At 40.4% G+C, this 8,413-nt stretch carries 5 protein-coding genes; 1 reads left to right on the plus strand and 4 read right to left on the minus strand.

Going from position 1 to position 8,413, the window contains the following annotated elements; translation table 11 throughout:
• Window positions 1–5: 5 nt before the first annotated feature.
• The 4 genes from MHN09_RS09530 to MHN09_RS09545 form a co-directional block, all read right to left on the minus strand.
• Window positions 6–2,543 carry a type I restriction endonuclease subunit R gene (locus tag MHN09_RS09530; protein ID WP_239240392.1) on the minus strand — a complete coding sequence of 846 codons (2,538 nt, stop codon included), beginning with the start codon at window positions 2,541–2,543 and terminating at the stop codon, window positions 6–8.
• The gene (locus tag MHN09_RS09535; RefSeq protein ID WP_239240394.1) at window positions 2,540–3,808 is read right to left on the minus strand and encodes a restriction endonuclease subunit S; all 1,269 of its coding nucleotides are present in this window, start codon (window positions 3,806–3,808) and stop codon (window positions 2,540–2,542) included. Before MHN09_RS09535 ends, MHN09_RS09530 begins: the two co-directional genes overlap by 4 nt.
• Complete coding sequence (locus MHN09_RS09540) at window positions 3,805–5,274, minus strand: N-6 DNA methylase (RefSeq protein ID WP_239240396.1); 1,470 nt, start codon at window positions 5,272–5,274, stop codon at window positions 3,805–3,807. The genes MHN09_RS09535 and MHN09_RS09540 overlap by 4 nt, the downstream gene beginning before the upstream one ends.
• Window positions 5,275–5,365: 91 nt before the next feature.
• A complete protein-coding gene (locus MHN09_RS09545; RefSeq protein WP_239240398.1) occupies window positions 5,366–5,950 on the minus strand; it encodes a recombinase family protein in 585 nt (194 codons plus the stop codon).
• Between the two features lie 571 nt (window positions 5,951–6,521).
• Here MHN09_RS09545 and MHN09_RS09550 point away from each other — a divergent pair.
• The gene (locus tag MHN09_RS09550) at window positions 6,522–7,520 is read left to right on the plus strand and encodes a hypothetical protein (RefSeq protein ID WP_239240400.1); all 999 of its coding nucleotides are present in this window, start codon (window positions 6,522–6,524) and stop codon (window positions 7,518–7,520) included.
• Window positions 7,521–8,413: the final 893 nt, after the last annotated feature.

Below are 8,413 nucleotides of genomic sequence, written 5' to 3' on the forward strand. Positions count from 1 at the left end.
TCTCCCTATTCGTATAAATATTTCTGAAACCCTACAAATACCTCTCGAATCGCAGCAGTAGTGCCAAACTCTTGTACGGCGTCGCCAATGGTATGGTACTTCAATTCAATCAAACTACGCATTTTACTAGTGGCTAATTCGCCTGCACCATCTTCTATGTACTTTTCTAAAACGAATGCGATAAATTCTCGTTGTTTGTAGTTCCCAAAGGCAGTGTTGATTTTTGGCCTAGTGACGCTTACACGATTTTTACGGCTAATAGCTTCTCTTGCGTACGCGACGTATCGCAGTACGTCGTATACGTCGCTTTGCTGGGCATCTATTAACTCTTTCATACCATCGAGTTTGTCTTCGTCGTAACCAGCTTCGGCCAAGCTTTCAAGTAATTGTTCTCTGGTTGTTGGGTCGCTCCATATTTCTCGCAGTTGGTCTTCGTCTTTGAAGAACTGTGGCAGATCTGAAAAGAGCCGTTCTACAAATTCCTTCGCTGTAATTGGCTTATCGCCAAACCAGTACATTACTGACGAGATATGTTTAATTTGTCGAGTTTTACCATCACTGAGTTTAATTGTGATTTTATCCGATTTATCGCATATACAAGGCATGCTGTTGCACTCTGGACATTCAACAGACTCGCATACACAGGGAGAAACACCACAGAGACCACAAGGGGATTGCTCACAAATGCAAGGCTCACTTCCGCAGTCAGCACAAGGTTCTTTAGGGCAAGTACATGGACTAAATCCGCACACTTCACAAGGCAGTTTTAAACAGCTACAGGGCGAATTACCGCAGACCTCACAAATATTTTTTGGGGGCAATGGTTCACCGTCCCATTCGGGGTCGGCAAAGTTGTGGTGAGCTTTTACAAAGTCATAAATAGTGAAGTAATCTTTGCCCTCATATATACGGGTGCCACGGCCAACTATTTGTTTAAACTCAATCATGTTATTGCACGGGCGCATGAGAACAATATTACGCACATTGCGAGCGTCAACACCTGTAGAAAGCTTACGTGATGTGGTGAGAATAGTGGGGATGGTCTTTTCGTTATCTTGAAATTTTTTTAGGTCGCTTTCACCAGCTGCACCGTCATTGGCAGTTACTCGAACACAATAGTTAGTGTTGGTTGTCCAACCTTTTTGCCTAGCATACTGATTGATAAAGTCGCGCACCATGCTAGCGTGCTCTTGAGTGGCGCAAAAGACAATGGTTTTTTCGTTGGGTTTAAATAAGTCCATCCAGTAATGAACACGCTTTTGCTCACGCTCTGGAATGGTAATAATACGGTTGAAATCGCCTTCTGTGTAAACTTTGCCAGGCTCAGGTTCGCCGCGCACCACTACTCCATCGCCAGGTGTGTATACGTACTCGTCCATCGTACCCACAGTTGGATAAACCTTAAACGGCGTTAAGAAACCATCGTTAATACCCTGTTTAAGTGTGTAGCTGTAAACTGGTTCGCCAAAATAATTATAGGTGTCTACATTATCTGTGCGCTTTGGTGTGGCAGTTAAGCCTAACTGAACCGCAGGTGAAAAATGCGTGAGTATTCTGCGCCAGTTACCTTCATCGTTAGCGCCACCTCTATGACACTCATCTATTATGATTAAATCGAAAAAGTCTGACGGATAATCACCGAAGTAAGGCGTTTCATTGCCCCCGTCGTCTTTTGGGCCACTCATGAAGGTTTGGAAGATAGTGAAAAACACGCTAGCGTTTTTCGGCACCGCACCTTTCTTTCGTATTTCATTTGGATTGATGCGTACTAAGGCGTCTTCACCAAAAGGGCCAAAATCATTAAATGCTTGATTCGCTAGTATGTTGCGGTCGGCTAAGAACAGAATACGAGGACGACGCTTTGCTGAATCAGGTGCTTTCTGGGCGGTCAGACTCCAACGACTTTGAAATAACTTCCACGCTGTTTGGAAAGCAATACAGGTTTTACCTGTGCCAGTAGCCAGAGTAAGTAATACTCTTTGTTTACCTTCGGCAATGGCTTCAAGCGCATTGTTAATGGCGTTCTCTTGATAATAACGAGGCTGCCAGTCGCCCTTAACTTCAAAAGGGACAGCTGCAAAACGTTCTCGCCAGACCTTTTTAAAGTCAGGCGCGGTCTTGTCTTGCACTGCAAAGGTAAGTGACCAGAGTTCTTCTGGTGATAGGTAACGTTCAACTAATTTTTCATCGCCAGTGAGCATATCAATCTGATATATATCATGGCCATTGGTTGCATAGGCCAAACGGCACTGTAGGCGCTCGGCATAATCTTTTGCTTGGCGCACGCCTTCGCTATAACTTAAGGCTTCTTTTTTCGCCTCGACCGCCGCTAATTTGCGGCCTTTATAAACCAATATATAGTCACTGTTTACTGGTTGGCTGCGTTTACCACCGGTGAGTATACGCCCCGGACAAATTACTTCCCGTCGAATAAAGCTTTTATCTACTTCGCCCCAACCGGCACCGATTAATTGAGGATCAATTAAATCTGCTCGGGTATCAGCTTCATTGCGATTCGCTCTATTCTTGGGAGTTAATGTCACGCGGCAATTCCTTTGCTCATTGTTAATTCACCAGTGAAGGCTTTTTGTAGAATGGATTTCTTGAGTTCGTTCAAGGCACTGATCTTTTTTCTATACACTGGCTCTAATTTTTCGATCTCGGTTACCATAAAGTTTAGTTTGGAAACAATTTCTCTTTGCTTAGTTAAACTTGGATAAGAAAATTTCAATTTTCGCTGCTTCGTTATCCCGATGTAAGCGCGTGTAGAGCCTGCACCAGCATATTCCTTCATTTCATTCAAGAATGTAGGGTTATTAAAATACCAATATACATACTGATTACTAAGTATTTCGCTATTTAAAATTCGATAATAAGTCACTTGAGGTGTGAGCATTACATATTCCAAGTCGGTTTGTAATATTGCAGTTTTTCCTATTGTCGCCTTGTGTGATAACAATACATCGTCATTTTTAGCAAACCCTTTTCTCAAAGAGTCAGCTTGTTGCTTCGATATAAAACTACAATTTGTAGTATCTACTGAGCCATCCTTAATATCTGACGCCATAATAAATGGGATACCTGAGTCAACAAAATCGGCTTTCTTAGGATGCATTTCGCCATGATTACCATCAATTGGTTTGTCTAATATCTTCTCTTCGACAAGATCATCGATAGTAGTAACAATCCAATCCTCACCACGTTCACTAAACACTTGCTGCAAATAGCTATCAAACAACTCACGTGCGCTTTTTAGGTTTGTCTCTGCGGTAGTGCAGGCTTTTTCGATATCGGCAAAGGCTTGGTCGAGAATGGTTACAATTCGCTTTTGTTCTTCTATCGTCGGGCAGGGTATCGAGAATGACTTCAAGTCTTTGATGGATAGGTTCGGTTGCATTAGTTCGTTTACTGAACTTTTTACGAAATCATATGCCATCTGAGAGGTAAAAAAATAGTATAAAAATTTTCTATCTAATAATTCAGGGTTGGTTTTGATAGCTGCAACGCGCTGATTTAATAGAGCCTTATCGAAACTATGTGGGACTAAGGCAACTTTCAGACCAGATGAAATCAAAGTACGAGTTAATGCAATAACGATATCTCCTGAGGAAACCTGATAACTCGCGTACTTTTCCATAAAAGCACTAGGTAATAAACTATCTGTTTGCTCAATGAAATCTTGAACGCCAACATTGGTTATCTTGACGGATTTTATATTATTGTCAGCTGCAAAATCCCCACTTTTAAAGCTGAAACCGTTGACAATATGAGCAACAGTTTCAAGTGCCTTATACTGCCATTCAATCATTTCAGTAGCCCCTGAATATTTGCCAAAATCGACTCACTCTTTTTATCCAGTGAGATAATTTCCTCAATGATAGCTTTTGGCTCACGCAAAGGTGCTTCTTCCTTAACATTAGGATTTTTAACTGATAAATCCCAAGTGTTATTATTCAGCTCACTTGAGTCTAGTGACCATGAATTGTTTGAATCTTTATAGCTTGCCTGTAACTCAACAAACTCTTTTAAGTCTTTATCATTGAGCGGGTTAGTTTTACCCATGTTACGGCCAACGTTAAGCTGATAAAACCAAGTGCTCTGCGTAGGTTCGCCTTTAGTAAAAAACAATACTACGGTTTTAACACCCGCACCAATAAAAGTGCCGCCGGGGCAATCCAAAATGGTATGTAAATTACAGTTTTCAAGCAGCTCTTTGCGCAGGGCAATGGCGGCATTATCAGTATTAGATAAAAAGGTGTTTTTAATCACGATTGCAGCACGGCCACCGGGTTTAAGCGATTTAATAAAGTGCTGTAAAAATAAGAAGGCTGTTTCACTCGTTTTGATCGGGAAGTTTTGCTGTACTTCAGGACGCTCTTTCCCACCAAAAGGTGGGTTAGCCAAAATTATGTCGTGTTGCTTGTTAGGTGTAATCTCTTGCAGATTTTCACCCAAGGTATTGGTGTGAATTACATTGGGCGCTTCAATGCCATGTAAGATCATATTCATGATGGCAATCACATACGCCAGTGACTTTTTCTCTTTGGCGTAAAAGGTACTTTCTTGTAATACCGTTAAGTCACTTGACTTGAGTTGTCGTTTTTCAGCACCGCCTTGGCGCAAGTAATCAAAGGTTTCACATAAAAAGCCGGCAGAGCCTGCGGCGGGGTCATAGATGGTTTCACCTATTTGCGGTTTTATCACGTCAATCATGGCGCGGATCAACGGGCGCGGCGTATAGTATTCGCCACCGTTGCGGCCAGCGTTACCCATGTTTTTAATTTTTACTTCATATAGGTGCGATAGTTCGTGCTTTGCTTCTTGCGAACGAAATTGCAGTTCGTTGACTTTTTCAAGGGCATCACGCAGCGAATACCCACTTTGTATCTTGTTTTTTATTTCGCCAAAGATTTCACCAATTTTATATTCAATGGTATTAGGACTTTCTGCTCGTTGCTTAAAGCCTTTGAGGTAGGGGAATAATTCGCCATCCACATATTCCATCAGGTCATCACCCGTTAAGGCATTGTCGTGATCAAAGCTACCATCGGCTTTTTTAGGTGCTGCCCACTTACTCCAGCGATGCTCTTCGTCAATAATGTAGCTGTATTCTTGCTCCATTAATTCAGCTTCTTGCGACTTGGCAAACTCCAAATCATCAAGATATTTTAAGAACAGCATCCAAGAAGTTTGCTCGGTATAGTCTAATTCGCTTGAACAGCCAGCGTCCTTGTGAAGTATGTCGTCAATATTCTTAAAAGTTTGTTCAAACATCTATATTTTTAATCCAAATAATTGTTATTGCTATTAATTTCTAAAGTTAAGCAACCTTGCTTCAAAACTTACCTATTTAAAATCGTTCAGTTCACTTTTCAAACAGTGAGCGTTCTTGTGGTGGAGGTGCTGTGCTCAATGATTTATTTAATGTCGGTCGACTAACACCAAAATGTGCAGCGACTTCACTTTTTGTTACGGTAGGATCAAGCAACATTGCTTGCGCCTTTTTAATATCCGAAGGTGTTAGTTTTACACGCCGGCCACCTTTGCGCCCCCTGGCTCGTGCTGCATTCAAACCGGCTTTTGTTCTTTCCGATATCAACCGGCGTTCAAATTGCGCGATAGACCCAATCATATGAAACGCTAACTCACCAACCGCTGTTGTAGTGTCGATATTTTCATTAAGGCTGATAAAGCTCACCTGCTGCGATTTAAAGCCATCCAACAGCTCAATGAGATCTTTTAGGCTGCGACCTAATCGATCGAGTCGCTGCACTACGACGGTATCTCCAGTTCTTAGAGAGTCAATCAAACGTTCAAGTTCAGGGCGTTGTTTTGACTTGCCACTAAACTTCTCACTATATATGCGCTCGCACCCAGCGGCGTTTAGTGCATCTAATTGAGCATTGTCAGATTGTTCATCTGTACTGACTCTTGCATATCCTAATTTCACAGCAACCCCACAAAAAAACGTACGTTTAATTTACATAGTTTAATTTACGGGTTTATTTACATTAAAACAAGATAATTTGTTGAAGATGAATGATGCAACGGGAATGTAAAACAAATGGTCGTTTTATTTACGCTAGCAAATTCCTAATTGATGGGCACGGCGGTGAACTAATGGCAATACACTAATCAGAACTTAAGGAAGATGTGATAACGTTCGTGATTAATATTGAAAGACTTTTAATGTCAACAGATAATACCATCTCGGCTAATTTGTATAATTAAAAATAATATTTTGATAAGGACTTTGATGAGACATCTTTGGCTTTTTTTATTCTTCGTATTTCCTACGACTGCTTCAAATAACGAATTTACCCCCCCAGTCTTTTCATGAAGTTGAGTCAGCCCCCTTAAAGTATCATTACAAGGATATTTATTACCAAAAGATCCTAGATAGTAAAGCTGACGGTTGGGAAAATGCTCATTTAGAGTTGAGTGATGATCCATCGTACTGGTTAGAAGCCGCGGATAACGGTAACTCATATGCGCAGTATCGTCTCTCAAGCATGCATAGTTTGAGCAATGGATGGAAGGGTATAGAACCATCAAAGGAACGCGCTGAATATTGGATGAAACGCGCAATAGAATCAAAGTACCCGCTCGCCGTAGTAAGAAAATTCAGAAAACAAGGCACATGGCGTGGCGATGAGAAGATTATCGCAGTAACAACTGAACTTGCCGATAGTGGTAATACTCTCGCAGCATCCGCACTTGCTAGAAGACTTGCAAAACAAAAAAAGTTTGATTTAGCAATAAAGTATGCACTTCTTAGTAATAGTCATGGTACTGGACTATTCGTTATGAAGTCACTTTTCAAAGAAAAATACAGAATGAAACATCCTTCTTTGGAGCATGCAAATCTGTATTTGAAATTTGCAGAATTAGGCGCGGACTACTACAAAAAATATACTGGTGACCAGTTCGCCATTCTAGATAAACATAGAGATGACGCGAAAAAGGAAGTAAGAAATGGCTTAAAATATGTGACTTGTTCAGACAAAAACAATCGCATAACTACCATTTTTAATGAGTCTTTTAACTGTACTAACCGATTTTTGTTAGGTCTCGCAGTCAAAGAAGCAGGTGCGAAACCCCTTCAAGAGCTAGCATCTTCGGGAAGTGGTCTCCCCTATGACCTTTATACTGATGTTTACGATTCTTCTGCCATTTTAAGCGGTAGTGAGAATTTGATGTTGACGTATAGTTCACATGAAGAGCTTGCCCAAGTAAGGTATACATTTCCTGAACAGGCGTTGGATAAAAAGCTAACTGAGATAAAAGAGTTCGTCTCTTTTAAGTATGGCCACTTTAAAAGTACTACTGGTTCAGCTCACGATAACTATTTCGCTTATCGATGGATTTTGAAAGACGGAATAGTATTAGAGGCTTATCGGGACAGAAAATCTGGAGAAGCTGGGTTGCTATATATGAGAAAGGATAGAGTTAATTATCTTAAAGCGGAAATAGAAGAAGCTAAACGAGATAAATACCGAGAGCAATCTGATGCTTTTTAAAAATAACTAAGGTACGAAATGCTGCTGGCTCCTGGCTATATAATTAAACTATAGAGAATCTCGTGTTTATTTTGTCCGAGTTATTTAACACCAGTTGATAATAGTTACTTCACCTTTTTCATAGCAACGTTTCTCCTTTATAAGGAAAGCGTTGCGTTGAACAGTGGAACTCATATAAAGAAAGAAATTAAACTCGCTTCAGGAAATTAATATTCAATTCATTTATTAAGCACAAAGCAGGCCGCTTAAATTCGGCTGGGGGGGCAATCTAGGCAAGACATGCCATTAGTTGACTCAGCCCTCTCAAGACAGGGCGATGTGTTGGAAGTGTTCATGTTCATATAACCCACTACAAGTGGTTGGTTTTCGTCATTGCTAAGTTTTTCATAAATTAAACTTATATCGCTATCCATTCTTTTGTCCTCATCTTTACCGTACAGTGGCTTTTTCAATGCCTTAGCACCTTAGCAAGAGTTCTATTCATTCAGTTTTTTTGGGGGTTCAGTTAGGCACTTTTTACAAGGCGAATCTCGTAGCTTGTAAACTGGGAAAAGGTCTTCAACCTTTAAACCTGTGAAAGTCCTTTACTTATCATTAAGACTACAACCTGTTAAGAACATAAATCGTCCAACTGAAATACTAATAATCTAACAAGTAGTTTTGTTATTAATCACGATATTATCGTTTTAAGCACAGAATTCAAGGAATAAATTCTAAAAATCATATTGATTAATATAGATTTTTTTGATGAGGATTAATTGAGATTTAGAACACTTTTATTTATTCGAAATAATGTTGTCGATTGGCACCCTAATAGATCCACCCATTTGCGGCGTATTGGATCCACTTAAAACCGTCTTTTTTGTCCTCAAACAGAGTGATTATTTCTTGCT

The sequence above is a fragment of the Alteromonas sp. MmMcT2-5 genome (assembly GCF_022348315.1).
Lineage (GTDB): Bacteria > Pseudomonadota > Gammaproteobacteria > Enterobacterales > Alteromonadaceae > Alteromonas > Alteromonas macleodii.